This is a genomic window from Arthrobacter sp. SD1074B, from assembly GCF_056780195.1.
This window is the reverse complement of sequence record NZ_JBRAZT010000001.1, coordinates 937,602-962,430: the sequence shown is the minus strand read 5'-3', so window position 1 is coordinate 962,430 and position 24,829 is coordinate 937,602. Positions and strand designations below refer to the sequence as shown.

General features: G+C 68.0%; 24 protein-coding genes and 1 pseudogene. 13 read left to right on the top strand and 12 right to left on the bottom strand.

The genetic code is table 11. The features are described from left to right. Positions 1-199: 199 nt before the first annotated feature. Positions 200-1,093, top strand: a complete 894-nt coding sequence (locus ACUYM2_RS04665; protein ID WP_481599018.1) for a glucose 1-dehydrogenase — start codon at positions 200-202, stop codon at positions 1,091-1,093. Positions 1,094-1,217: 124 nt separating this feature from the next. On the opposite strand, the gene ACUYM2_RS04660 is transcribed toward ACUYM2_RS04665, so the two are convergent. Continuing rightward, positions 1,218-2,837, bottom strand: a complete 1,620-nt coding sequence (locus ACUYM2_RS04660; protein ID WP_481599017.1) for an alkaline phosphatase D family protein — start codon at positions 2,835-2,837, stop codon at positions 1,218-1,220. Between the two features lie 120 nt (positions 2,838-2,957). Beyond that, a complete protein-coding gene (locus ACUYM2_RS04655; RefSeq protein WP_481599016.1) occupies positions 2,958-3,152 on the bottom strand; it encodes a hypothetical protein in 195 nt (64 codons plus the stop codon). 99 nt (positions 3,153-3,251) lie between these two features. Between ACUYM2_RS04655 and ACUYM2_RS04650 the strand changes: the two genes are divergently transcribed. Beyond that, complete coding sequence (locus ACUYM2_RS04650; RefSeq protein ID WP_481599015.1) at positions 3,252-5,081, top strand: AfsR/SARP family transcriptional regulator; 1,830 nt, start codon at positions 3,252-3,254, stop codon at positions 5,079-5,081. A gap of 125 nt (positions 5,082-5,206) precedes the next feature. Here ACUYM2_RS04650 and ACUYM2_RS04645 read toward each other — a convergent pair whose 3' ends face one another. Then, positions 5,207-5,410: a cold-shock protein gene (locus ACUYM2_RS04645; RefSeq protein WP_066274236.1), complete on the bottom strand. Its 204-nt coding sequence runs from the start codon at positions 5,408-5,410 to the stop codon at positions 5,207-5,209. 544 nt (positions 5,411-5,954) lie between these two features. Here ACUYM2_RS04645 and ACUYM2_RS04640 point away from each other — a divergent pair. Continuing rightward, positions 5,955-6,860 (top strand): hypothetical protein, encoded by a 906-nt coding sequence (locus ACUYM2_RS04640; protein WP_481599014.1) that lies wholly within the window; start codon positions 5,955-5,957, stop codon positions 6,858-6,860. Between the two features lie 71 nt (positions 6,861-6,931). Here ACUYM2_RS04640 and ACUYM2_RS04635 read toward each other — a convergent pair whose 3' ends face one another. The 3 genes from ACUYM2_RS04635 to ACUYM2_RS04625 form a co-directional block, all read right to left on the bottom strand. Next, on the bottom strand, positions 6,932-8,212 hold the full coding sequence (locus tag ACUYM2_RS04635; RefSeq protein WP_481599013.1) for an acyltransferase family protein: 1,281 nt from the start codon (positions 8,210-8,212) through the stop codon (positions 6,932-6,934). A gap of 158 nt (positions 8,213-8,370) precedes the next feature. Further along, positions 8,371-8,871: an SRPBCC family protein gene (locus tag ACUYM2_RS04630; protein ID WP_481599012.1), complete on the bottom strand. Its 501-nt coding sequence runs from the start codon at positions 8,869-8,871 to the stop codon at positions 8,371-8,373. Between the two features lie 133 nt (positions 8,872-9,004). Continuing rightward, positions 9,005-9,868, bottom strand: a complete 864-nt coding sequence (locus ACUYM2_RS04625; protein ID WP_481599011.1) for an SDR family oxidoreductase — start codon at positions 9,866-9,868, stop codon at positions 9,005-9,007. 98 nt (positions 9,869-9,966) lie between these two features. On the opposite strand from ACUYM2_RS04625, the gene ACUYM2_RS04620 reads away from it, so the two are divergent. The 5 genes from ACUYM2_RS04620 to ACUYM2_RS04600 all read left to right on the top strand — a co-directional run bounded on the left by ACUYM2_RS04620 (position 9,967) and on the right by ACUYM2_RS04600 (position 13,691). After that, positions 9,967-10,362: a winged helix-turn-helix transcriptional regulator gene (locus ACUYM2_RS04620; RefSeq protein WP_481599010.1), complete on the top strand. Its 396-nt coding sequence runs from the start codon at positions 9,967-9,969 to the stop codon at positions 10,360-10,362. A 175-nt stretch (positions 10,363-10,537) separates the two neighbouring features. Beyond that, complete coding sequence (locus ACUYM2_RS04615) at positions 10,538-10,915, top strand: TfoX/Sxy family protein (protein ID WP_481599009.1); 378 nt, start codon at positions 10,538-10,540, stop codon at positions 10,913-10,915. A 182-nt stretch (positions 10,916-11,097) separates the two neighbouring features. Further along, the gene (locus ACUYM2_RS04610; protein WP_481599008.1) at positions 11,098-11,550 is read left to right on the top strand and encodes a DUF4383 domain-containing protein; all 453 of its coding nucleotides are present in this window, start codon (positions 11,098-11,100) and stop codon (positions 11,548-11,550) included. Between the two features lie 186 nt (positions 11,551-11,736). After that, entirely contained in the window at positions 11,737-13,326 is a 1,590-nt protein-coding gene (locus ACUYM2_RS04605) for an alkaline phosphatase D family protein (protein WP_481599007.1), read from the top strand. Between the two features lie 170 nt (positions 13,327-13,496). After that, positions 13,497-13,691 carry a hypothetical protein gene (locus ACUYM2_RS04600; RefSeq protein WP_481599006.1) on the top strand — a complete coding sequence of 65 codons (195 nt, stop codon included), beginning with the start codon at positions 13,497-13,499 and terminating at the stop codon, positions 13,689-13,691. Between the two features lie 62 nt (positions 13,692-13,753). On the opposite strand, the gene ACUYM2_RS04595 is transcribed toward ACUYM2_RS04600, so the two are convergent. The 3 genes from ACUYM2_RS04595 to ACUYM2_RS04585 all read right to left on the bottom strand — a co-directional run bounded on the left by ACUYM2_RS04595 (position 13,754) and on the right by ACUYM2_RS04585 (position 15,950). After that, positions 13,754-14,374, bottom strand: a complete 621-nt coding sequence (locus ACUYM2_RS04595) for a hypothetical protein (RefSeq protein ID WP_481599005.1) — start codon at positions 14,372-14,374, stop codon at positions 13,754-13,756. Positions 14,375-14,457: 83 nt separating this feature from the next. Next, the gene (locus ACUYM2_RS04590) at positions 14,458-15,153 is read right to left on the bottom strand and encodes a class F sortase (RefSeq protein ID WP_481599004.1); all 696 of its coding nucleotides are present in this window, start codon (positions 15,151-15,153) and stop codon (positions 14,458-14,460) included. Positions 15,154-15,176: 23 nt separating this feature from the next. Beyond that, positions 15,177-15,950, bottom strand: coding sequence for a hypothetical protein (locus ACUYM2_RS04585; RefSeq protein ID WP_481599003.1), 774 nt, complete (start codon positions 15,948-15,950; stop codon positions 15,177-15,179). A 590-nt stretch (positions 15,951-16,540) separates the two neighbouring features. On the opposite strand from ACUYM2_RS04585, the gene ACUYM2_RS04580 reads away from it, so the two are divergent. After that, the gene (locus tag ACUYM2_RS04580) at positions 16,541-16,963 is read left to right on the top strand and encodes a TfoX/Sxy family protein (RefSeq protein WP_481599002.1); all 423 of its coding nucleotides are present in this window, start codon (positions 16,541-16,543) and stop codon (positions 16,961-16,963) included. Between the two features lie 2 nt (positions 16,964-16,965). Beyond that, positions 16,966-18,231: a flavin-containing monooxygenase gene (locus ACUYM2_RS04575; protein WP_481599001.1), complete on the top strand. Its 1,266-nt coding sequence runs from the start codon at positions 16,966-16,968 to the stop codon at positions 18,229-18,231. A 9-nt stretch (positions 18,232-18,240) separates the two neighbouring features. On the opposite strand, the gene ACUYM2_RS04570 is transcribed toward ACUYM2_RS04575, so the two are convergent. Together ACUYM2_RS04570 and ACUYM2_RS04565 are read right to left on the bottom strand one after the other, a co-directional pair. Further along, a complete protein-coding gene (locus ACUYM2_RS04570; RefSeq protein ID WP_481599000.1) occupies positions 18,241-18,597 on the bottom strand; it encodes a hypothetical protein in 357 nt (118 codons plus the stop codon). A 179-nt stretch (positions 18,598-18,776) separates the two neighbouring features. Continuing rightward, positions 18,777-19,832, bottom strand: a complete 1,056-nt coding sequence (locus ACUYM2_RS04565) for a 2,3-butanediol dehydrogenase (RefSeq protein ID WP_481598999.1) — start codon at positions 19,830-19,832, stop codon at positions 18,777-18,779. Positions 19,833-20,079: 247 nt separating this feature from the next. Between ACUYM2_RS04565 and ACUYM2_RS04560 the strand changes: the two genes are divergently transcribed. Continuing rightward, positions 20,080-20,655 carry an HNH endonuclease signature motif containing protein gene (locus ACUYM2_RS04560; protein ID WP_481598998.1) on the top strand — a complete coding sequence of 192 codons (576 nt, stop codon included), beginning with the start codon at positions 20,080-20,082 and terminating at the stop codon, positions 20,653-20,655. A gap of 182 nt (positions 20,656-20,837) precedes the next feature. Here the strand turns inward: ACUYM2_RS04560 and ACUYM2_RS04555 are convergent, their stop codons facing one another. After that, positions 20,838-21,776: a LysR substrate-binding domain-containing protein gene (locus ACUYM2_RS04555; protein ID WP_481598997.1), complete on the bottom strand. Its 939-nt coding sequence runs from the start codon at positions 21,774-21,776 to the stop codon at positions 20,838-20,840. Positions 21,777-22,015: 239 nt separating this feature from the next. Between ACUYM2_RS04555 and ACUYM2_RS04550 the strand changes: the two genes are divergently transcribed. Together ACUYM2_RS04550 and ACUYM2_RS04545 are read left to right on the top strand one after the other, a co-directional pair. Then, the gene (locus tag ACUYM2_RS04550) at positions 22,016-23,134 is read left to right on the top strand and encodes a PrpF domain-containing protein (RefSeq protein ID WP_481598996.1); all 1,119 of its coding nucleotides are present in this window, start codon (positions 22,016-22,018) and stop codon (positions 23,132-23,134) included. 243 nt (positions 23,135-23,377) lie between these two features. Then, a pseudogene (locus ACUYM2_RS04545) lies at positions 23,378-24,634 on the top strand (SLC13 family permease). Positions 24,635-24,829 lie beyond the last annotated feature (195 nt).

The following is a 24,829-nucleotide window of genomic DNA, read 5'->3' as shown; positions in this document are numbered from 1 at the left end:
CACTCCTGCCGGGCCAAGGCAGCAGGGCTAATCTCCAGCTCCCGCTCGGGACGGCACCGGGAGCCACTGTCGTTGCATCCACTCCCCCGATCTGACTAGGGTAATTACTAAGCATGCTTAGCGTGTTGTGGGATCCACCCGCCGCCTGCACCCCGGCCAAGAAAAGACCGGGCGCGACGCACCTATCCGGAGGAGAACTATGACTGACCAGTACACGTTCAGGAACCCCGTTACGGCGTACGAACAGATCGAGCCGCCCGAGCAGAGCCAGCCGGAACCCGGCCTGGACGCCAAGCTGACGCCCAAGGCCGACCTGGGCGAGGACAGCTACCGCGGCACCGGCCGGCTGGAGGGCCGCAAGGCGCTCGTCACCGGCGCGGACTCCGGGATCGGTGCCGCGACGGCGATTGCCTTCGCCCGCGAGGGCGCCGACGTCGTGATGTCCTACCTGCCGGAGGAGGAAGAGGACGCCAGCCGGATCGCGGGCCTGATCGAGAAGGCCGGCCGCAAGGCGGTCAAGGTCCCGGGCGACCTGAAGGATTCGGCGGTGTGCCGTGAGCTCGTGGAGACTGCCGTGCGGGAACTTGGCGGCCTGGACATCCTGGTCAACAACGCCGGCAAGCAGGTGGCACAGAAGGAACTCGGCGACATCACCGACGTCGAGTTTGACCACACTTACAAGACGAACGTCTACGCGATGTTCTGGCTCACCAAGGAAGCCCTGCCGCACCTGCCGGCGGGTTCCAGCATCATCAACACCACCTCTATCCAGGCCTACAGCCCCTCGGAAACCCTGGTGGATTACGCCTCCACCAAGGCCGCGATCAACAACTTCACCAAGGGCCTGGCCCAGCAGCTGGCGCCCAAGGGCATCCGGGTCAACGCGGTGGCGCCCGGCCCCATCTGGACCCCGCTGCAGGCCAGCGGCGGCCAGCCCACCGAGGACCTGCCCGAGTTCGGCAAGGAAACCCCGCTGGGCCGCGCCGGCCAGCCGGCCGAGCTGGCCCCGGCCTACGTGTTCCTCGCCTCCGCCGAGTCCAGCTACGTAATCGGTGAGACGCTCAACGTCAACGGCGGCTTGCCGACGCCTTAAGCGCCGTCTCCGTTCCCGCGAGTGGGCCCTCCCGGACTTTCCGGGGGGGCCCACTCGTGTTTGCGACGCTCCCCGCGGCGGATAGAGTCCGACGGCGGAGCAGCCGCCGCTCCCGCCGGCAGCGCTACCGCTCCGGCTGCAGGGCCTTGCTCCACAGCACAACACCGTTGGCGTTGCGCAGGCTGACGGTAAAGACGTCGTCGGCGCCCAGGTTCACGTGGCCGAAGTACTGGCTTTCGCCGCTGCGCGGAGATTCGTTGGCGTAGGCGCCGGCCTTGAAGAACCTCACCTCCGGCCCGAACGTGCCGTCCAGGGCGTTGGGCCCGAAGCTGCCGGCGTTGATGGGCCCGGCGACGAATTCCCAGAACGGATCGAAGTCGGTGAACGCGGCGCGTTCCGGCGCGTAGTGGTGCGCGGCGCAGTAGTGCACGTCGGCCGTCAGCCAGACCACATTCTTAACCCGGTTGCGCTTGAACGCGGCGAGCACCCCGGCGAGCTCCAGCTCCTTACCCAAGGGGGCGCCGGGGTCGCGGTTGGAGAGCGATTCCTGGTTGACCGTGCCGTCCGGCACCACGAGCCCCAGCGGGAGGTCGTTGGCAATAACTTTCCAGGTGGCCTTGGACTTGCTCACCTCGCGGATTAGCCAGTCGGCCTGCTCCTGGCCGAGGATGTGCGTCAGCTGCGGTTCCAAGCCGGGCGTGTTGGCGTCCTTGTAGGTGCGCATGTCCAGGCAGAAGATGTCCAGCTGTGGGCCGCGGCTGATTTTGCGGTAGATCCGGGCCGGTTCGAAGCCGGTGCCGCCGGTGTTGACGCCGGCGATGGGCTGGTACTCCTGCCAGGCCTGCCGGCCGCGGGCGGCGAGCACGTCTACCCGGCGTTCAGTGTAGCGGCTGTCGGTGAGGATCTGGCCCGGGTACCAGTTGTTGTGCGTCTCGTGGTCGTCCCACTGCGCGATCACCGGGACCTCCGCGTAGAGGGCGCGGATGTTCCTGTCCATCATGTTGTAGCGGTGCCGGCCGCGGTACTCGTTAAGCGTTTCGGCCACCTTCGACACTTCCTCGGTGACGAGGTTGCGCCAGATTTTGCCGTCCGGCTCGGTCACCTGCGCGCTGATCGGCCCGTCGGCATAGATCGTGTCGCCGGAGTGGATGAAAAAGTCCGGCGCTGTGGCATGCATGGCCGCGTAGCCGCGCATCCCGCCGATCTCCTCGTTGATGCCCCAGCCTTGGCCGGCGGTGTCGCCGCTCCAGACGAAGCTCTGGCCGCGGGCGGCGCGGCCGCTGCGGAGCAGCCCGGCCTCCGGTGCGGTGCTGAACGATCCCTGCGCGGTCTCGCCAGCGTTGCCGTCGGCGTCCTCGAAGTGCAGGCTCACCGCGAACCGGGTGCCGGCGGGCAGGTGTTCGGCGTTGATCCTGGCGGTGAAATCGGTCGCCTCACTGGCGGTGCTCCCCCGTAGCACCCGCCGGAAGGCGCGGCCGCCGCGGAGCGGGGACCCGTCGTCGTCGACGGCCAGCAGGTTCGCCACCAGCCGGCCCGGGCCCGACGCGCGGGACCACAGCACGCCGGAGCCGGTGGTGACATCGCCGGTAGCGATGCCCGAGGGCAGGGTCAGGCGGTTACGGACCAGTGCGACGCCGGCGGGCCGGGCAGCGCTGGCCCCTCCGGCGGTTGCGGGGACGACGGCGGCTGCGCCGGCGGCGGCCAGGGCACCCTTGAGGACATTGCGGCGGGTGAAATCAGTCATGGTGCCATCCTTGACCGCCCGCGTAAACCGTTAGCGGCGGGAGCATGAACAGCGCCGGGCCAGTGCGTACGCCCGGCGCTAGCGGGCTCCCGGCGCTAGTGGGCTCGCGGAACTAGGCGGCTACCGGAACCAGAGGGCGGGCGGGAGACTCCGGTTCGCCGACGCGTAGGGTTCGCTGGGCAGGTTGCCGGCTTTCCACGGTTCGTCGGACCGCACCTCGGGGGTGTGGCCGTGGCCGTCCCGCAGGATGGCGACGAACGTGCCGGGGATCGCGACCAGTGCGGATCCGGCGAGCAGGACTGCGAGTACTTCCATGGTGATGCACCTCGGTGGTGGGTGGTGAGTGGATGACTTCAGTGTCTTCGGGCACCGTGTGAGCCTGCGTGTGAGGGCGTTCCGGCGGTAAAATTCGGTATGGCCGACACCTGGATTCGGCTCATCGGCCCGCCCCGGATCGAGCCCCCTGACCCAGCACCCCCGGACGCCACGCACGCGGGCGCGGCTCCCCCGCAGCCCCGCGGCCGCAAGGCGTGGGCGGTCCTGGCCTACCTCGCGCTGAGCCCCGCGGGCGCTGGCCGCGCCCGGACCGCAGCCCTGCTCTTTCCCGACGCCGCGGACCCCCTGGGCGCCCTGCGCTGGAACCTGTCCGAGCTGCGCCGGGTCCTCGGCCGGGCCGCGATCGCCGGCGATCCCCTCCGGCTGGAGCTGCAGCTGGGTTGGCGGTGCGACGTGCTGGAACTTGGCTCCGCTGCGGCCCGGGACGTTGATCCGCTCCGGTTCGAGGGCCAGTTGCTGGAGGGCCTGAACTTTTCCGACAGCCCGGTGTTCGAGGTCTGGCTCGCGGACCAGCGGTACCGGCTGGAGAACGCCGTGCAGTCGCTGCTCTCCGACGCCGCGCTGGCCTCGCTGGCGGCCGGCGCCCCGGCGGACGCGGCCGCCCTCGCGTCCCGGGCGTTGCAGCGGGATCCGTTCAACGCCGACTGCGCTGCCGTGCTGGTGAAGGCGCTGGTGGCCCTGGGCGACCAGCGCCGGGCCCGCGACCAGGTCACCAAGTTCGGCGAGCTGTACCGCGCCGAGCTGGGCCTGCCGCTGCCCGAGGAGGTCCGGCGGGCGCTCTCGGAACCGGGGACCGCCGCGGATTCCGGCACCCCGGCGAACGCCGCCACCGTACGTTCCTACCTCGACGCCGGCGCCGCCTCACTCTCTGCCGGCGCAGTGGACCGCGGGCTCGCGCAGTTGCGCCTCGCCGTCGAACTCGCCCAGCGGGCCGGTGAGCGGCACCTGCTCGCCGAGTCGCTGGTGACGCTGGCGGGGGCGGTGATCCACCAGGCGGGCGGCCGCGGTGCTGAGGTGGCGGACTTCCTGCACCGTGCGCTGATGGCGGAAGCGCCCGACGGCGGCTCCCGCACCGCCGCTGCCGCCTACCGGGAACTGGGCTACCTGGCCGTGCAGCGCGGCGTCCCGGACCGGGCCGCCGGTTGGCTGGAGCGCGCGATGCGGGCCGCGAAGGGATTCCCGGACGAGCAGTCGAGGATCCTGGCGATCCAGGGCATGCTCGCCTCGGACACTGCCCGCTACGCAGATGCGGCGTCCGCGCTGACCCAGTCGGTGCGGCTGGCCGCGGAGGCCGGGAACCGCCGGCAGCAGGCGTTCGGTGAGGCGCTGCTCGGCCGGGTCCACCTGATCCGCGGCGAACTCGACCTGGCCGGGGAATGCCTGGACAGGGCACTGGCCGGGGTGGCCGCGGAGCACTGGACGGCGTTCGAACCATTCGTGGCCGGGCTGCGCGGCGAGACGTACCTGGCGGCGGGCCGGCTCGAGGAGGCCGCGGAGCTGATCGACCGGTCCTGGGTGATGGCCGAGCTGGCCGGCGACCACTGCTACATGGCCCTCGCCGCCGGGGCCGAGGCGCGGCTGTTCCTGGCGCACGGCGACCTGGCCGCCGCCGAACACTGGGTGGGCCGGGGCATGGCGCCGAAGCCGTGGTACCTCTGGTACTCGGCCCGGCTGCTGGACGTGGCGGCGGAGGTGGCGTTGGCTGCGGGTTCGCCGCGGGCATCCGAGTTCGCGGACCGGCTGGGCGCGCTGGCCAGCCGGTCCGGGATGCGGGAGTTCGCGGTGCGGGCGCAATCACACCGCGCGGCACTGGGCGACGCCGGCGCCGCGGAGTCCGCGCAGTGGCTGGCAAAGGAGATCGACAACCCGGTGCTGGCCGGCTGGGTGGCGCAACGGCAGGTTGGCTGAGGCGGCCGACGTCGGGCGGTTGCGGTGCGGATGCTCCCTTGCCGGGCACATCCGGGTTAAACAAAAGCAGGGCCCGTCCGAAGACGGGCCCTGCTCGAACCTAACGGTCCAGAGTCTCTAAAGAATTAGAGGGACTGGATGTTTACGGCCTGGGGACCCTTGGGGCCCTGCTCGGTTTCGAAGGAGACCTTCTGGTTCTCTTCGAGGGAGCGGAAGCCGGAGGAGGCGATCGCGGAGTAGTGAGCGAAAACGTCCTGTGAGGAGTCATCGGGGGAAATGAAGCCGAAGCCCTTTTCAGCGTTAAACCATTTGACGGTACCAGTAGCCATTATTTTTGTCCTTCGTGAAGGTGGAGGAAAAGTCCCGACTTTCGGGTCCTCCAGTGTGGGGTGCTCAAAACCGCTGCTTCAGAAGAACACGGACTTTCGACCGTGCGTACTGCCTGAACTACGAACTGCATAAACACAACAACAAGATCAACTGTACAGGAGATTTTCGGGGCGGATTACCACGCGTAGTTTTAGGCGACGACGGCGGACGGGTCCCGGCTCTCGCTTCATCCCGCCTGGCCCGGCGACGCCCTTGCCCGGCACCGCGATTGTCGCGTCCTAGGATGGGCCAATGCATGCACCGTCTCGATCAGACCCTCCTGCCGCGCTGTCCAGCAGGCTCCGCACCCGATACGGACATGAGGTCCTGAGCCAGAAAGCCATGGTCGCAAGGGCCGAAAGCGCCGTGGCAGCCGATGGCCCAGGCATCCTCCGGGTCGTACCTCTCCTGCGTGTCTTCGGCCCTAAGGGTGAACGAGTCGTCCTCGTGGGCCACACCTGCTTGGCTGTCCGGGCCTTCGATAAGGTAGCCGTGGAGTCGGTGGTGGGAAACGCCTGGGTTGAGGGCCCGGCCGAAGGCGAATTCGTGCGGCTGGACATCGACGAGGACACAACGCCTGGCGATGGTGAGGTCGTCACAAAAGCTGTCCGTCAGTTTGAACGCGAGCTGCCCGGCTGGCCGGTAGCACTCCCGGCCGTGGACTTGCAGATGTTCATCGCGCAGTACGCAAAGAACCTCGCGGAGATCTCGCGAAACTCGGTGGCCCAGGTACGGGAGGTCCGCTATGACCTCGAACACCGGCTTGCGGTGTTCAGTGCCAAGGGCCATTCCACCGCCAGCAACACACCAATTGTCGCTTCGCTGCTCGAGCTGAACATTATCTGCGGGCGCGCCGCAGATGAGGCACGGGAAGCGGTCCGCGAAGGTCTCTGGCTGCATCTATCGGATTCGGAGGCGTATCACTCGTACCGGCGACTTCAGGATCCGTCAATCATCAACGAAGCAGAGCCGGCAACGCCGGGCACCCGAACCTGGATGAGACTCCACGACGCCGCGGTCCGCCAATGCCTGGAGATGCGCAAGCAACTCGACGCCGAGTCCGACTCCGCGCGGGCGCTCATGGCGGCGGCGGCCAGCATCTCCAACTCCCGGGAGGCCGACGCGCAGTCTGCCTTCAACACGCTGGCCGCCGTAGCTTCTCTCGGCCTCGGTATTCCCGCTTTGGTCTTGGCTCTGTACGGTGCGGACCGGCTGCTTCCGCTGAACACCGAGCCCCGGCAACTCGCCTTCATTCCTGTTGCCGCCGGGTTGTTTTTTGCGGCCGTGATCGCGATCTGGCGGGCGCCGAAGGGGAAATCCAGCAGAGTCTGGATCATCGCGGCCATGGGGATCATTGTCATCCTGCTAGGCCTTTTGGTCGCCGCAGGACTTCTCGCTCCGTCGAATTAGCGGCACGCGCCCAGCGACTGCAGCGCGCGCTCACCGGGCGTGGCTGCCCGCCACCAGGACTGTCCCCCGCTCTAACCGACGCTCTGCCCGTGCCGGACCGAAGCACCGTTCGCCGACGGCGACGCACCACGGGGGCGCAGGGGGTCGTTCAGGCTGCCGCGCGTCCTATCAGTACCGGCGGCCGACTGCGGTGCCCCAGGGGCGGCCTGCTCCGCCGGCCTTTCCCCGCGGTCGCCGCGGCGAAGACGCCTCTCCACGGCACGTCCCGCGGCGACCGAGAGCCGCTGGGCGGGGCGTTCCACGAAACGGTAGAACAGCTCGGCGGCGCCGAACGAGGCCGCCGCCGAGACGGCGAGCGCCAGCGGAAGCGACACGGACCGCAGCAGGGTGACGCCGGCCAGGATGATCGGCAGGTGCACCAGGTAGAGGCTGAAGGAAACGCGGCCCAGCCACTGTGCCACGCGGGTGTCGCCGAGCTTCTTCGCCGAGCCGCAGAGCAGGAACACCAGGACGAGTAGCGTCGCGCCGATCGTCACCAGCGCCTCAACACCAGTGACCGGTTTGGCGGGGCTGAACCATTCCGCGTTGGCCAGCAGCAGGCCGGCGGCGGTCACCGGGAGCCAGACGAGCCGCGGCCAGGACCGGGTCAGCTCGCGGATCCGGTCACGCTCGGCGCCTATGATCGCGCCGATGGCGAAGATCGGCAGATAAATCAGCCAGTCGATGTGCTGCACCGCGCCCACCGCGGCCAGGGCCACGACGAGGCCCAGCTTCAGGTGCCAGAAGCGCCGCCAACGGAGGGCGACGACGACGTACACCGGAAGGAGCAGGGAGAACAGGACCTCCCACCTCAGGGTCCACAGCGGGGTGTTGATGGTGCTCGCGCCCATAAGCAGCGCGGCGTCCTTGGCGATTTGGACCGCTCCCGGGTTGGTGACGTACATGTCCGCCCAGGTGCTCTGCAATGGCGATGCAGTGCGGGGGACAGCCGCAATCAACGCGAGCGCGAGGGCAAGCGCCGCTAAGGCCGGCAGGTAGAGGCGGAGCAGACGCTTGGCGTAGTAGGGGACCCAACTCTTGCCAGGCCCAGCCTTCGTGAAAGGCAGGATCAGGACGAAGCCGGAGAGCACAAAGAAGACGTGGACCGCCGGGGTGCCGTTCCAGAGCAGGTGCAGCGGGGAGAACACCGCCCAAGTCTCCGCCGGGCTGAGCGCCACGGAGCGTTGTTCAAATACGGCGTCGCCGATTCCCGGGAGCGTGGAGAGCAGATGGCAGGCGACCACCACCAGGGCGGCGATCCCGCGAAGGCCGTCCAATTGGGTGACTCGTGTTTGACCAGACTGATTCGCCATCAGCCCCATGTTACCAGTTCGTTATATTTGGGGACGGCGCGGGCTGCGCCGAAGTCCCCTTGCCAGCGGACGACGGCGGCCTAGTGCCGTTTCCCTCTGCTGGCCACGTGCCGGACCCCGGCGTGTGCCGAACCTTTCAATGTTGGGCAGTCCCAGTCCTAGGACCTGGCGTCCTCAGTCACAGCGATGGACTCGGCGATCCGCTTGATCGCGGCGAGGGTCTTCGGGATGCCGTCCAGGGCCTGCTGGGTGCGATCGGCGATTTGGGCGGGCGCCCCGTCCCCGAATTTCTCGCCGAACATGGCTATCCCCTCGGGCAGGAATTCCCACGACTCGCTCAGGACGGTGCCGCCGTCGGCCGGGGTGAGGGTGAAGCCCCAACGGACGTACTTGCCGCCCACCACCCAGGCGAACTCGCAGCCGCGCTCGGCCGCCACCACCTGCGACCGGGTCTCCCACGTCCGCTCCGGGAGCTCGTTCCGGCCGGTGAACCAGGCACCGGCGCGGCCGGCGTTGTCCTCGTCGTCCCACCAGCATGACGTACACACCGGGCTCCACTCGCCCGTGCGGGTGATGTCCGAGACTAGGTCGTAGAGCGTCTCGACTGATGCGTTGACCGTAACCGATTCCTGATACTGGCGGATGCTGCTCTGAGTCATGGAGTCCATCCTTACAGACGCTTCCCTCTTCCGGGCGGCGGATGGTTCCGGAGCGTCCCCACGGCGGCCTGCACCGCGTTCACCCTCAGGCATAGCCGGCAAGAGAACCCGTTCGTCGACGCTCGGCTGCAGATCAGGCGGAGGCAGTTGCTGAGCGGACAGCTTCGGCCAGGGACGTGGCGGGGCGTCCGATCAGCGTCTTCAGGTCTCCGGTGCTGACCAAGAGGTCGCCGCGGGCAATCCCCAGGTCAGAGTCGGCCAGGACTTCCGCGAAGGCCTCCGGCACTCCAACACCGGCCAGCATTCCGGCGTACTCCTGCGCAGGGAGGTCCTCGTAGGAGATTTCCCTGCCGGTCGCCTCGCTGATCTCCGCCGCGAGTTCAGCCATGGTGAACGGTTCGTCGCCGCCCAGCTCATAGATCTTGCCGGCCTGGTCCTCGGCAACCAACACAGCAGCGGCAGCGTGGGCGTAGTCTGCCCGGGAAGCTGCGCTGACGCGGCCCTCCCCTGCGCTTCCAGCGATCCCGCCCTGTGCGAGCGTGCCAGGCAGCTGGTCGGTGTAGTTCTCCAGGTACCAGCTGTTGCGAAGGAGAGCGAAAGGAACGCCCGCTTCCTGCAGGATGGCCTCGGTTTCCTGATGCTCCACTGCCAGCTTCATCTTTGTGGTGTCCGCGTTGGCGATGCTCGTGTAGGCGAGCAGTTCAACACCTTCTGCCTTCGCGGCTTCGATGACGGTTCGGTGCTGCTCTACACGCTGCCCCACCTCGCTGCCGGAAATCAGGAGCACCTTCCGCGCCCCTTGCAACGCCTCCTTTACGGAGGCCGGATCGGTGTAGTCCATGGACTTGACCTGGACGCCGCGGGCGGCGAAGTCTGCGAGCTTTTCGATGGAGCGGCCCGCGGCCACGATGTCCTCCGCAGGAACGTTGCGCTCCAGCAGGGCCTCGACTACATGGCGGCCCAGCTGGCCGGTTGCGCCGGTGATGACGATGCTCATGGGTTTCCTTTCGATGGGGTGTCTACCACCGATCACAACCAAGGCATCTTCGACTTACTTCCCGAAAGAGAGTACACACTTTGAGGTAAGGTACTGGCATGGAAGTTAGTACGGTCGATCCGGTCCCTGCCACGCGCCTCCCCGCCGCCCTGGCCGGCGGCATTTTCCCGGCCGGCTGCCCCAGCCGCACTGTGCTCGACCACATCACCAGTAAGTGGGGTGTGCTGATTCTGCTTGCTTTGTCCGAGGGCGAGCAGCGCTGGAGCGAATTGCGACGGCGCGCCGAGGGTATCAGTGAGAAAATGCTGGCCCAGACCCTGAAGACCCTCGAGCGCGACGGCCTGGTCAGCCGGAAAGCCCAGCCGGTCATTCCGCCCCGGGTGGACTACAGCCTCACGGAGCGCGGACATGAGTTGAGCGCCCTGCTGGTTCCGCTGGTTTCCTGGGCCTTCGAGAACGCTGACGACATCATCAACGGGGCGCGCACCGACTGACGGTGGGGTCAGTCATCGGGCAGCCCGGCAAGGCCGGCTGGTAACCGGAAGAGGTCCCGGCGGGTGCACGCTGCGGGTTCCAGGGCGGCTCGACCCGCAGCCTGTACCGGTGCCCCGCTACGGGCATATCCTGCAGACAGACCGTCCCTGATCCGCGACCCTCCGGAGGTGCACCATGGACATGCCCAAAGCGTCCGACGCCGACAAGGAACACTTCCGCTCGGTGATGCCGAACCACCCCGGGGTGGTCATCAAGCCGATGTTCGGAAACCTTGGGGCGTTCGTGAACGGCAACATGTTCGCCGGCCTGTTCGGCCCCACAGTCGGCGTGAAGCTCTCCGAGGCGGACAAGGAGGCGCTCGAAAGTACCGAGCGGACCGTTCCGTTCGGTCCGGCCGAGCGTCCCATGGGCGGCTACACCGGGCTGCCGGGGATCTGGAACGGCGAGGGCGACGGCGATGAGGCGCGCGCCAAAGCCTGGGTGGAAAAGGCGTTCGAGCACGTTGCCGCCCTGCCGCCGAAAGAACCCAAGGCGCACAGTCGGAAGGCCTGATTCTGCCCCGGCCTCCTGCTTCCGCCCCGGCCTCGCCCCGTCGTCGGCGAGAAAGAATTTGCGGAGAGGAGTCCCCGGCGAGCAATCCACAGCCCAGCGCCCTCCGAATTGCTGGCATAAGCACCGGAGCGGCCACACCATCGGCCGCTCCATCACTCGAAGCCCGCACCCAAGGAGCCAGCATGACCACCACGAACCACGCCCGAACCACAGCCCGCACCACTGTCCAGAAGGCCAGCCTCGCCGTCGGCGCTGTCTTCCTGCTGGTCGGCATCCTGGGCTTCGTCCCGGGCATCACCACCAACTACGAGACGCTGCAGTTCGCCGGCCACCACTCCGAGGCGATGCTCCTGGGCCTGTTCCAGGTCTCGGTCCTGCACAACATCGTCCACCTGCTCTTCGGCGCCGCCGGACTGTTCCTGGCCCGCACGGCCACCGGCGCCCGCTCCTTCCTGCTCTACGGCGGCGTCATCTACCTGGTCCTGTTCGTGTACGGCCTGGTGGTCCCCGAAGATTCAGCCGGCGACTTCGTGCCGCTGAACAGCCTGGACAACATCCTGCACCTGGTGCTCGGCGCCGGCATGATCGCCTTGGCAATGATCCTCACCAAGGGCCGCGCCAAGGCACGCGCCTAAGCCAGCGCCGCACGGAGAACCGCACCTCCCCAACGACCGCGCCCACCCGAACCCGGTGGGCGCGGTTGTTTTCCGTTGACTGGTGCGCGGCCAGCTGCCCCGAGCCCGCAGGTTTTGTCATGCAGTTAATTGGACATTCATATCGCCAATGCAAGCTGTCAATCCGGCGTGAATAGCGTGGCGGGCATGGACAACATTTCGCGCAGATCCGTTCTTTCCGCCGGCCTCGGGGCCGGGCTGGTCGCCGCCTGGCCGGGTGCCGCCGTCGCCGTTTCCACCGCGGACGACGCCGGCCTCCGCACCGATCCGTTCCAGCTCGGCATCGCCTCCGGCGAGCCGTGGCCGGACGGCTTCGTGATCTGGACCCGGCTGGCCGTGGATCCGGTGGCCGGCGACGGCCTGGGCGGAATGCCCGCCCGCAACGTCGCGGTGGCATGGGAAGTGGCGGAGGACGCCGGCATGCGCACCGTGGTGGCCCGCGGCGTCGAGCACGCCCGGATGGAGACCGCGCACTCCGTGCACGTGGAGCTGAAAGGCCTGCGGCCGGGCCGCGAATACTTCTACCGTTTCCGCACCGGCCGGCACCTCAGCCCGGTGGGCCGGACGCTGACCAGCCCGGCGCCGCACGAGACGCCGGCGGCGCTGGCCATGGCGTTCGCCAGCTGCGCGCAGTACGAGCACGGCTACTTCACCGCCTACGCCCGGCTGGCCCAGGACCACCCGGACCTGGTGCTGCACCTGGGCGACTACCTCTACGAGTACAAAAAGGACAGCTACGTGATCGGCGGCGGCAACCCGCGCGGCCACGCAGGTCCGGAGACGGTGAACCTGGCCGGCTACCGGCAGCGGCACGCGCAGTACAAGGCCGACGCCGATCTGCAGGCCGCGCACGCGGTGGCGCCGTGGCTGGTGGTGTGGGATGACCACGAGGTGGACAACAACTGGGCGGACGACGTCCCGGAGAACCGCGATGCCGGGCAGCTGAACGACACCACCGAGCACTTCCGGCAGCGCCGGGCCGCTGCGTTCCAGGCCTACTTCGAGAACATGCCGCTCCGGCGCTCGTCGGTCCCGGCGGGCGCCGACATGAAGATCTACCGGAAGCTGCAGTGGGGCCAGCTGGCCAACTTCCACATGATGGACACCCGGCAATACCGCGACGACCAGCTCGCCGGGGACGGCTGGAGGAAGAACGTCGCCGAGCGCTTGACCGAGGACCGCACCATCACCGGCGTGGAGCAGGAAAAGTGGCTGCTGGACGGGTTCCAGAACTCCACCCAGCGCTGGGACATCCTGGGCCAGCAGGTGTTCTTCGCCGAACGGGACCGGAACCAGGCCCCGGAGATCGACGACGTCTCCATGGACGGCTGGGACGGCTACGCCGCGTCCCGCCGCCGCATCACCCAGGGCTGGGTGGACGCCAAGGTGCGCAACGCCGTCGTCCTGACCGGCGACGTGCACCGCAACTGGGCCAACGACGTCAAGGTGGACTACAAGGACCCGGCGTCGCCCGTGGTGGGCTCGGAGCTGGTCTGCACGTCCATCTCCTCCACCGGCAACGGCACCGGCTCCACCACGGACGCCACGATGGCCTGGAACCCGCACCTGAAGTTCTACAACGACAACCGCGGCTACGTGAACACCCGCATCACCAGGGACACCATGACCGCGGACTTCCGGACGCTGGACTACGTCACGACGCCGGGGGCACCGGTGAGCACGAAGGCGTCGTTTGAGATCAACGACGGGGTACCGGGGCTGGCGCCGCGGGGGTAGAACCGGGAGGAGCCGCGGCAGGACCGCTGGGATTCGAATTTTTCATTGCTGTTGCCGAGGCTGAGCTACGACGGTCCCGGGCCGGACGCTTTCCTCCTCCGGGACGAAGGTTTCTTCCCCCCCGGGACGAGGTGATCGGGCTCTTTCGAAGCTCGCGTTGCTAAGGCAACTTGCTTGAACTCTTCATGCATCATGACGGGCTCTCCTGCACCCCTCAGCGGCACTTTCGCGGCCCTTTCCTGTTGCCTCTCACCCCGTCCCCTGGCGCAGTGGCCGCCATGGGCCTGACGGCGCTGCGCTTCACGCCCGGGCTCGGCGGCCGCGAAGGAGGCCACCACGGAAACGGCGAGCGCCAGCGGCAGTGACACCGAGCGCAGCAAAGTGGACGCTCCCGGGCGATGGACACTCCGGCCGCGAGACGGGCGTCTTAGCGGTGTTCTGTCCAGCAGGCCAGGATGGTGGTGGAGATTTGGTACGCGAAAGCCGTGGGCGTGACGCCGTTCGGTCCGACGGCGCCGGGCAAGTCGGTGGCGTCCACGGTCAGGGTCATGTTGTCTTTGAGGAAGACGACTGACCCGCCGGCTGTCTCGTAGGCGGGGAATCCAAGGTTGGCAAGGCCCTTGATCGACACGGCCGCCCCTGCCTTGCTTTGCTGCGCGTCAAAGTATTGGCGCGCCGCTGCCGGATCGGCTGATTCCTTCACGGAGAGCACGAGGCTTCCTTCGGCGAGGTGGTAGGTACAGGTAAAGAGTTTGTCGGCCCAGCTGCTCACGCTGTGCGGGGCGGCCGTGAGAGACAGGCTCGTGGAAATATTGTCCTGCGTCTCCTTCCCGCAGACCATGAGGGCAGCCTCAGTGGGTCCTTCTCCTGCGGATGTGGCCTGGGCAGCGGGGCCAGAGTCGTGGTGCTCCCCTGCGTGCCCGGCAGCGTGGGTCTCCGACGCGGCGGGCGTCGCGGAGCCCGGTGCGGCTGCACCGGCGGCGGCGCAGCCGGACAGCAACAGCGATGCCACGGCCAGTGATCCCAGCCAGGAATTGCGGTGTTTCATGTCGGTTCCCCTACCTCGTGCGGTGATTCTCGTGGTGTGTTTTGGCGGGTGCGTCCGCCAGGACGGCTGCGCCTGCCCGGCGGTCAGGGTTGGAGCTTGGCGTACACGACGTAGTTGTCGTCGAACAGACCCGTGGCCGGATCGTAGCCATCGCAGGTGATCAGGCGCAGTTCGGCCGCGGCGGTGTTGCCGTAAACCTCCAGGGTCGGAAACGTGTCCTTGCCGTAGGCGGCGGCGCGCTCAACGGTGAACGTTGCGGTGGAGCCGTCGGTCCGCTGGATGGTGACCGGTGTCCCGGGGGTGAGGCTGCGGAGGTTGGCGAACACTCCGGGTCCGCCGCCGACCGCGTTGACGTGGCCCAGCAGGACGGCCGGTCCGCGTTCACCGGGGGTGGGTGATCCGGCATACCACCCTGCCGGTGCGCCGGGGCCGTCCGGCGGCACCTGAAGAGATTTGTTTTCCCGCAGGCCCAGGCGGAGGAGTTCAGTCCGGACACCGATTGCCGGGATGGATAGCGCGAGCGGGTCCGATTTTGGCAGTACCGCGGGAAGTGTCTCGGCAGGAACTGCCGACGGCGCAGGGCTGAGCGCCGTCGCTGAGGACGCGGATGCGCTGGGGGTCGGCGACGCCGGCGAAGCGGACTGCGCAGCGGCGCCGCCGGCACCGGAGCCGCCGTCGGATGTTTCCGCGTTGCCTGCCGAGCAGCCGGCAAGGAGCAGAACTCCGACCGCCGCGGAAGCCAGGACGCCTCCGCGGCGGCCGAAATTCGTTTTCGTCATAATGACAGTCCGGGCAACTGTGCTTAGGCTACTGAACCGGCATTGCGGCGGCGAACAACGTAGGCTCCGCCTGCCACGGCTGCGAGCACGAGGCCGCCACCGAGCGCCAGCGTTCCGGCGTCCGTTCCGGTGGTGCTCTGTGCGACGCCCGTGTCAGCGCCACCCACCGGCATGGACATTTGGCCGACGGCCAAGGTTCCACACAGGGCGGGCGACGTTGCTGCCAGCGGCAGGGTGGGAGCCAGATCGCTCTTGGCTGCCTGGCCGGCGGCGCTCAGTGTTGCGGGGTCGAGTCCGTGGACCACCACAACCGCTGTTCCGGCTTTCAGGGCAGCCTTCGTTTCCGCGTTCAGTTCGAAAGTGCGGTCAATCGTGTAGCTGGCACCCTGACCGGCGACCTTGAGGTCCAGCCCGGCGGCCGGGCTGGTATCTCCGCTGGTGGAAAGGGTGGTCACGATGCCGCCATAGGACGGGGCTCCCTCTGTGGTGCTGACCACACCGTCGCCGTCCTTGTCGGCACCCGGGGCCGGGCACGCACCCTTGGCCCCGCCGTGGATGTGCTGAACGTGCGGGTACGGCGCGTCCATAAATGTCTTGGCAAGACCTGAAACCTTCAGAACGGCGTGGGCCTGGTTTCCGGTGACATCGACGGTGACGGTTCCGGAAGCGGAGCTGCCGTTAATCTGGCGCAGCGTGGACTGGTAGGACTCATCGGCCGCCATGGCCGGAGCACCTGAAAGGGCAAGTGCGCCCAGGGCGAGGGTCGGTACGGCCAGGAATCGCAGTGCTTTGTTCATCGGGCAGTCTCCTTGTGCAAATGATGGTGGTGTCTCTCTTTGAGGACAGTGGTACTTCGCAGTCGATCGGGATCCGGATGGGTATAAATGTGATCTAAATAACGAGGGTGGGCCCGGTGGGCGCTTGGACGTTCGTCTCATTGGAGATACGACTGGCCCGAGACGGGCCCCGTGGGCCATCCTGGTCATCGGATCAGCGGACCCTGCCGATGCCGCCGTGGCGCGGGGACGGTCGCGGGATTTCCTTCTGTCGCAGGAGGACGTAGCCGGCGGCGGACAGTGCACCGGCGGTTCCCTCGACGACTGTCGCCACGACCTTTCCGCGTATCAGACAGGTTCATACATGGACGGGATCGGCCCGATCTCCGGCAGCGGAACATAGCGGTAGCCGTGGTCCCGGCCGCGCACCGGCCCGAGGCTCGCTCGGAGGACCGCACGACGCCGGGGGCACCCTGGTCCACGAAAGCGTCCTTTGAGATCCGGGACGGGGTGCCGGGGCTGGCGCCGCGGGTGGGGGTGGAACCGGGAGGAGTCGCGGGCATATCCTGCAGGAAGACCCGCTGCTGGCCATCAAGCTCCGGAGGCACCCCATGGAAATGCCGAAAGCGTCCGACGCCGACAAGGAACACTTCCGCTCCGTGCTCCCGGACCTGCCCGAGGTGGTGGTCAAGCCGATGTTCGGAAACCTCGGGGCGTTCGTGAACGGCAACATGTTCGCCGGCCTGTTCGGCTCCACCATTGGCGTGAAGCTTTCCACGGCAGACCAGGCGGCGCTCGAAAGTACGGAGCGGACCGTGCCGTTCGGCCCGGCCGAGCGCCCTATGGGCGGCTACACCGGATTGCCGGAGGCCTGGAACGGCGACGGCGGCGGCGCTGGTGGCGACACCGGCGAGGAGCGCGCCAGGGCCTGGGTGGAAAGGGCGTTCGAGTATGTGGCCGGGCAGCCGCCCAAGGCGCCCAAAGCCTCCAAGGCGGCCAAGGCCTCCAAGGCACCGAAAGTGCCGAGGAAGTAGCCATGCCCTCCCCCGGCGCGGGACCCGTCCAGTCGGCCGACACCCTGGTGGTCGGCGCGGGACAGGCGGGCCTGGCGACCAGCTGCTGGCTGAGCCGCTTCGGCGTCGACCACCACGTGCTGGAGCAGCGGGCGGAGCTTGGCGGCGGCTGGCAGGACCGCTGGGATTCGTTCTTCCTGAACACCCCGAATTTTTCCTTCCTGCTGCCGGAGCTGAGCTACGACGGGCCCGAGCCGGACGCCTTCCTCCCCCGGGATGAGGTGATCAGACTGTTCCGCGACTACGCCGCGCGGATCAAGGCGCCGGTGCGGCTCGGCACGGAGGTGACCCGGGTCGGCGTCGTCGACGGCCGCTTCACGGTCGAGACCAACCAGGGCCGCTGGGACGCACGGAACGTCGTCCTCGCGAACGGCGCCTTCCAGCGTCCGCGGGTTCCGGCGTCGGCCGCCAAACTCCCCGGGCACATCCGGCAGCTGCACAGCCACGACTACCGCAACGCGCAGCAGCTTCCCGACGGCGCCGTGCTGGTGGTGGGCACCGGGCAGTCGGGCGGGCAGATCACCGAGGACCTGCTCGACGCCGGCCGGGAAGTCCATCTGTCCGTCTCCACCTGCCCCGAGGCCCCGCGGCGGTACCGCGGCCAGGACGTTTTCCACTGGATCCTGCAGATCAACCTCCACGGCCCCGAGTTCGGCATCAACGGCCTCCAGGCGGACCAACTGCCCTCGCCCGCCGCACGCTTTATGTGCAATCCGCTGATCTCCGGCAACGGCGGCGGCCACAGCATCCACCTGCGGGACCTCGGGCGCCGGGGAGTGCGGCTGCACGGCCGGTATGAGGGAACGGACGACGGCGGCCTCGACTTCAGCGACGACCTCCCCGCGCGCTTCGCCCTGGTGGAGGCGGGGTTCGCTGCGCGGCTGGGGCGGATGGCCGACGCCTACATCGCCGCGGCCGGCATTGACGCGCCGCCAGCGGAGCCCGCGCCGGCGGACGACTGGCTGCCGGCGGACACGGGGGCGCGGCTCGATCTGGCGGCCGAGGGCGTCACCTCGGTCATCTGGTGCACCGGTTACGGCCTGGACTTCGGCTTCCTCGACATGCCGGTCCTCGACGAGTGGAACTACCCGCGGCACAGCCGCGGGGTCACCGAGGTCCCGGGACTTTACGCCGTGGGCCTACCCTGGCTCACGAAGCACCTGTCCGCCACGCTGTCCGTGGTGGGCGACGACGCGGAGTACGTGGCGGGGCACATCGCGGGGCGGTGACGCGGCGTGCTACGTCCGGGAGGCCCCCGGTAAGGCAGCGCAGACCTGCGCCCGAAGCTCGACGTCCCGGAAGGCCTGGTCCCAGTCGTCCTTGTCGCCGGCGACGACCCAACGGCGCTGGACCGACCACCGGGACAGATAGGCCGGCGCCGGAGCCGGGGCGGGGCTCGGGATAGCGCGCGGGACGGCTGGAGCGTTGTGGTGGAGCTTGGCTGCCGGGGCGGCCCGCGGGGCGACGCGGTGTCGGGTGCGTACATGTTTGACGATCGCCACGGTCACCACCAGCGCGAGGACGAACAGCCACGTTGCGGCGATCACGTAGACCACCACGGCCAGGAACAACAGGAACCCAAGAATTCGTGCCATGGCAGCATTGTTCCAACCAAGACCCGAGATGGGAACAGCCGACCGCTACCCGGCGCAGAGGCTCTCCGCCGAACCAGCTTCAACCGGCGCCATGGGCCCCCGGAGCCGTGCAACCCGCAGCGCTGCCGGGGACCGCAGACCCCCGGCAACGTACAGCGCAACCCCCGGCGCTCCGGCCGCTACGGATGCACCAGCACCTTCACGGCGGTGTCCTTGTGGTTGATGAGGGTGTCGAAGCCCTGCTCCACCAAGTCGTCCAGCGCGATCCTGCCGGTAATGAAGGGCTTGAGGTCCACCTTGCCCTCCTGCACCATCTTGATGACGGCGGGATGGTCCCGGACGTAGGCGATGGTGCCGCGCAGGTCGATCTCCTTGAGAACCAGCTTCTGCATGTCCACGGTGGCGGGAGCGCCCCAGATGGAGACGTTGACCACCACTCCCCCGGGCCGGACGGCGTCGAGCATGGTGTCCAGCACCGCGTTCACGCCGGCGCATTCGAAGGCGACGTCGGCGCCGGTCCCGCCGGTGAGTTCCAGCACCCGGGCCGGAACGTTTTCCAGGCTGGGGTCCAGCACGTGGTCCGCCACCCCGCTGGAGACGGCCTTTTCCTTCCGGGCCTGGGTCAGTTCGCTGATGATCGTCGTCACGCCCATGCCTTCGAGGACGGCCGCGGTCAGCAGCCCGATCGGGCCCGAGCCGCCCACCAAGGCCACGTCGCCGGCCTTGGCGCCGCTGCGCGCCACCGCGTGGTGCGCCACGGAGAGCGGCTCGATCAGGGCCGCCTCATCCAGGGGAATGTCGCCGATCGGGTGCACCCACCGCTGGTCCACCACGATCTTCTCGCTCAGCCCGCCTCCGCCGCCGGAGAGCCCGATGAAACCCATCTGCCGGCACAGGTGGTAGCTGCCGGCCTGGCACATGTCGCAGTCGCCGTCCACAAAATAGGGTTCGACGACGACGTTGTCCTCCACCGCGAGCCCGTCCACGCCTTCGCCGACCTCGGAGACGGTCCCGGAAAACTCGTGGCCCAGGGTCACCGGCGACTCCTCGTGCGAGAGCGGATGCGGATGCCCCGGCGCGGGGCAGAAGATGGGGCCTTCCAGGTATTCGTGCAGGTCAGTGCCGCAGATCCCGCACCACGCGACGTCGATCTTCACCGCGCCGGCCCGGAGCTCCGGCTCCGGGATGTCCTCGATCCGGATGTCCTTGCGGCCATGGAAACGTGCTGCCTTCATGATGGTCCTTCCAATCAGTGGATGCGGCGGTCTTTCGACACCAGGGGCTGCGGTGTACCCGGGCGCCCTGCTGATCCTCGCACCGTCGCGGCGTGAACGTTAGGGACTACGGACCCTGAACGGCGTGTGCTTCCCAGGGCGTCTACGGCAGCCCGGACAGCTTGCCTGTCGCGAGCGGTACGATCTGTTTTGTTCGCAGCCCAGCAAAACGCTGGCGGGGCCGAAACTCATTTGGGGGAATGAACCGATGGTGGAACTGAAGCGCATCTATTGGAGCCGGCAGGTTCTGCGTCTCGCTTACGCGGTTGTGGTTGTGTGGTTGGCTGTCTCAGTGGTCCTGGCGCTGATGCCGAAGGGGAAAGCCGCCGCACCGAACGGTGCCCCAACCGTCAGCGGTGTCCTTCGCAGTTTTGTCGACAGCGTTCTGGCCGCGGTTGTTCTCCCAGGGCTGCTCCTCGTGGTTCTGATCATTGTTGCGGCGGTGGTCCACAGCCGCGACGTTCGACGCCGGGACCCGGTCCGGCGTTTCAGCCGCCAGCACCGCAGGGACGGCATGGCGCGGGCCGGTGGCCAGTGCGAGATGGAGGCTGGATTTCGGGGTCGGTGCTCGCGGCCCGCAGAACACGGCGACCACTTCTTCCCCTGGTCCAAGGGCGGATCCACCAACCTGCAGAACTTCGTCGCCGCCTGCGCTAGATGCAACCGGGCGAAAGGCGCGAGGGTTCCTTCCCCCGGTCAGCAGGCACGGTTAGAACGACGACGGCGGGAGTACGTTACGCCGTCCGGTTGCGTCAGCGTCGGCGCCCGTCAGGCGCTGTCTTGAGCGTCGCGAGTCGAGAAGAAAGCGGCTCCCTGAGCTCCTACCGCAGCAGAGGTCACCGGCTCGGCCGCTGCCCCACTGGAACTCGGGTCCCAGGAATCAGCGACTGAGACATCTCCCAGCGGCCGTCAAAGTCGCAGGAAGTACCCGCTGTCCCCAAGCGCAGATCTTCGCCGTCGTCGCCCTTACAGGTAGTCCCCGGCCCGTTCGCGTGCGATTTCCAGCAGCGTGGAATGGAAGGCGACCTCCGCCGGGGCGTAGACCTTGTCCTGGCGTTGGGCCAGGAGTACCCGCCGCAGCGGCGCGGCGGAACCGAGGCTGATGACCCTGACGTCCGGGTGCTGCAGGGCCACGGCCGTCTTCGGCACCATGGCCACGCCCATGCCGACACTCACCATTGCCTGCGCCTCCTGGTAGTCGTTGGCCAGGAAGCCTATGGTCGGTTCGAAGCCGGCTTCATGGGCGGAGCGCTGCAGCACCTCGACGACGGGGTGCGCCTCGGCTCGCACGATCCATGATTCCTTGCGGAGCTCCTCCATCCGGATCTCCTCGCGGTCGGCCAGCGGATGGCTGCGGGAGACCAGCAGGACCGTGCTTTCCTGGAAGACCTCCGTGATCCGGATGGAATCGTCATGAAAGCGGTTCCAGGGGTAGTCCCAGAGCAGGCACAGCCCGGTCACGCCGGACTGCAGCTCGCTCACCAGGTCATAGAAGCGCGCGCTGCGGACGGACAGGCCAATCGCCGGGTACCTCTTCTTGAAGGCCCGGATGACCACCGGCAGGAACGAGCCGGCGAGCGTCGGAAAGGTCCCAACAGTCAGCGAGCCCCGCTTGAGGCCGGCGATCTGGTCCAGGTCGGACTGGGCGGCCCGCATCTGGCCGATGACCTTGCGCGCGTGGCCGGCGAGGACCTGCCCCGCCTCGGTGGGCACCACCCCGCGGGAGCGGCGGTTCAGGAGCGGCTGCCCGACTTCCTGCTCGAGTTTCCGCAGCTGCTGCGAGACGGCGGAGGGCGTGTACATCATCAGCTCGGCCGCGGCGGTGATGGACCCCTGCTCCACCACCTCCACCAGCAGGGCAAGGCGCCGGATGTCGAACAATTCCTGCTCAGGATCGTTAAGCAACGCTTGGCCCTTCTGTTGAATCCGTTAATTCTATACATCCTCCGCTTGTAAAGTGTCAAAAAGCCGGCGGTTTCCGACGTCGGCGCCGCCAGAGGCGGGCACTAAAGGACCGCCAGCAAAGTGACTTAAGCATCACTACACTCCCTTGCAGAAATCCAACCTTGTCTTCATTTGTGATCTGGATCAATCTCGAATCAAGCCCTTGAACACCTGGGCAGAACCGAAGCAAGGAACAGACCATGAAGATCGAAGCGGAGTGGATGCGCGGAGGCACCAGCAAATGCTGGGTCTTCGAAACCGGCCAGCTGGACGAGACCGGGACCAGCCCGGACGTCGTGCTGCCCCGGCTGTTCGGCAGCCCCGACCACCGGCAGATCGACGGCGTGGGCGGCGCCACCTCCACCACCAGCAAGGCGATGATCCTGCACCGCCCCGTCGACGCCGGCGTCGACGTCGAATTCACCTTCGCCCAGGTGGGCATCGAAGAGGCCACCGTGGACTGGGGCAGCAACTGCGGCAACTGCTCGGCAGTCGTTGGCCTGTACGCGATCGAAAAGGGCTGGGTGGTCCCCACCGGAGACGTCACCCGGATCGTCACCCGGAACACCAACACCGGCCAGGTCATCATCCAGCGGGTGTCGACGCCGGCCGGCGCCCTGCCGATCGTCCCGCAGGCCGAGATGCCCGGCGTTCCGTTCCCCGGTTACCGGGTGGGGCTCGGCTTCCTGGACCCGGCCGGCAAGACCACGGGCCGGCTGCTTCCCACGGGATCAGCCTCGGACACCATCACCGCCGGCGGGACCCGCTGGACCGTTTCCATGGTCGACGCCGGAGCTCCCGTCGTGATGCTCCGCGCCAAGGACCTGGGCCTGGACCCGGAGCGCTACGGCAGCTGGCCCGCCGGGCTGGAACTGCAGCTGGACACCCTGGAACACATCCGGCGCCAGGCAGCCGTGCGGATGGGTCTCGCATCGGCTCCCGGCGAAGCCGCCCGCGCCGTCCCCAAGGTCGCCGTCGTGGGGGCCCCTGCCCCGTCCGACGCCGACAGCGACGTCGCCGTCATCATGCTTTCGATGGGCAAGCCGCACCCTGCCCTGGCCATCACCGGCAGCATCGCCCTGACCCTCGCGGCCCGCACCCCGGGCACGCTGTTGGCGGACATCACCGGCGGCACCGTAGGCCCGACGCTGCGGCTGCGCACCCCGGCCGGGGTGATCGAAACCTGGAGCGAGGAACGGGACGGGTCGCTGCTGGTCGGCGTCGACCGCACAGCCCGCACGATCGCCACCACCACCATCCACCTTCCCGAGGCCCTCGGCACCGCCGTCGACGCCTCCTTTGCCAGCGCTACTCGATGAGGAGAAAGCATCATGACTAACATCGCAGAAAAGACTGCAGAACAGACCACAGAAGAGACGGCCGTACAGACCGCTCTACGGACCGCACCCGGCGACACCCGGGTCGAGCATTCCCGGCGTCCCGACCGCCGTCGCCGTATCCTGCTGGTGACGGCAGCCGCGATCGCTGTCCTGGGTCTGCTGGCCCTCCTGTTCGGAGGTGGCCTGTTCAACCCCGCGGCCGCCTCTGAATCGGAGCCGACCATGACCGCCACCCAGATCATCCCGCTCGTCATCCTCGTGGTGATGTTCGTCGTCGCCACGAAATGGCCGCTGAACATCGGCGTCATGGGGCTGGTGGCGTCCTTCGGCGTCGGCTATTTCATGCTCGGTATGAGCGACAAGGAAATCCTGGAGGACTTCCCGGCCAGCATCGTCCTGACGATCATCGGCGTGACCTACTTCTTCAGCATGGCCCAGCGGAACGGGTCGATCGACATCATCGTCCAGACCTCCGTGCGGCTGGTCCGGGGCAAGACCATGCTGCTGCCCTGGGTGTTCTTCCTCCTGGCCGCCGCACTGACGGCACTGGGCACCTTCTCCCCGGCAGCGGTGGCGCTGCTGGCACCGGCGGCCCTGGGACTGGCCTACGAGTCACGCATCCACCCGGTCCTGATGGGCGCCTTCGTGATCAACGGAGCCCATGCCGGCGGCTTCTCCCCGCTGTCCGTCGCCGGCGTCCTGGTGCACGACATCGCGCTGAAGAACGGCTTCCCCATCTCCCAGGGCGGACTCTTCACCGCCAGCTTCGCCCTCAACTTCATCCTTTCCGCGCTGACCATCGTGCTGTTCGCCCTGCTGGGCAAGCTGCGCGACAAGCACGCCAACGAGTATGCCGGCCTCGAGACGCCCCGCACCGGCCGCCCCGGGGGCCAGCAGATCTTCACCCTGGTTCTCATCGCGGCGATCCTGGTGGGCACGCTGGGCTTCCACCTGCCGATCGGCTTCGTGGCCCTCTCCGCCGGCCTGCTGCTGGCGTTCGTCAACATCAAGGAACACAAGACCTTCATCGGCGGCGTGTCCTAGTCCACCGTGCTGCTCGTGGCCGGCATGATCACCTACGTCTCGCTGCTCCAGCACGTGGGCGTCATCGACACCCTCGCCGAGATGGCGCTGGCCCTGGGAGCGCCGCTGCTGATCGCCCTGGTGCTCTGCTACGTCATCGGCGTCGGATCCGCGTTCGCGTCCTCGACGGCGCTGCTCACCGCGTTCATCCCGATGGCCGGGCCGCTGCTGGCCACGAGCTCGCTGAGCGCCTCCGGCACGGTGGCAGCCCTGGCCATCGCGGCCACCGTGGTGGACGTCTCCCCCTTCTCCACCGACGGCGCCCTGGTGGTGGCCAACGCCCGCGACAACGACCGCCAGCGCGTCTACCGCCAGCTCATGATGTACGCCGGGGCGGTCGTCCTCGTGGCACCCGCGCTGGCCTGGGTGCTGCTGGTGCCGACCGGGGTTATGTAGGCGCCGGGGGGCGACGCACGGCGCACCGAAGGCAGGGCGGCTTCCACAGCCGCCCTGCCTTCGGCTTGCCGGGAAGCGATGATCCGTCCGTCCTAAGCTGGGTGGCATGAATACGACCGCTGACCCTGCCAACTCACTCGGCTCGCGCGCCTCGCAGGCGGTGCAGATCCTCACCCCGGGATACTTCGCCCTCAC